The sequence below is a fragment of the Mesorhizobium sp. M7A.F.Ca.US.005.03.2.1 genome (assembly GCF_003997795.1).
GTDB classification, from domain to species: Bacteria; Pseudomonadota; Alphaproteobacteria; order Rhizobiales; family Rhizobiaceae; genus Mesorhizobium; species Mesorhizobium ciceri.
Map to the genome: position 1 here is coordinate 1 of NZ_RZRP01001448.1, position 781 is coordinate 781.

Genomic DNA, 781 nt, shown 5'->3' on the forward strand with positions numbered 1-781 from the left:
GTCGGCGATCTCGATCGGTTCCGGCGGACCGGTCGGCGCGGAAGGACCGATCATCATGACAGGCGGCGCGATCGGCTCGCTGATCGCACAGATGCTGCCGGTCAGCGACAACGAGCGCAAGACCCTGCTGGTGGCTGGTGCGGCAGCGGGCATGACCACGGTGTTCGGAACACCGATCGCCGCCATCATGCTGGCGGTCGAACTGCTGCTATTCGAATGGACCCCGCGCAGCTTCATTCCGGTGGCGGTCGCGGCCGTTATCGCCGAGGTCGAGCGCACCATGCTGCATCTGCCCGGGCCGATCTTTCCGTTTCAGGGCGGCATGGAGGTGTCTTTTGTCGGCCTTGCCGGCTGGGTGGCGATCGGCGTTTGTGCAGGACTTCTGTCGGGACTGCTGACGCAGATGGTCTACGCCTGCGAGGACGGTTTTCAGAAGCTGCCGATCCACTGGATGTGGTGGCCGATGCTTGGCGGCCTGGTGGTCGGCATAGGCGGGCTGATCGAACCGCACGCGCTCGGTGTCGGCTATGACAACATCACCGACATGCTGGATGGCCGCACCGTCGCGACGGCGGCACTCCTGCTGCTGGTGGTCAAGGCGATCATCTGGTCGGTAGCGCTCGGCTCGGGAACGTCGGGAGGTGTGCTGGCGCCGCTGTTGATCATGGGCGGGGCTATGGGCGCTGTGCTCGCCGGCGTTCTGCCTGCCGCGGATCCGGGTTTCTGGGCGCTGCTGGCAATGGCCGCCACCATGGGCGGCACGATGCGCGCGCCGCTGACC

At 66.5% G+C, this 781-nt stretch carries 1 protein-coding gene; it reads left to right on the top strand.

Annotated elements, in window-relative coordinates; translation table 11 throughout:
- A partial coding sequence (locus EN991_RS38400; RefSeq protein ID WP_164769770.1) for a chloride channel protein occupies positions 1–781 on the top strand: 781 nt, incomplete at both ends.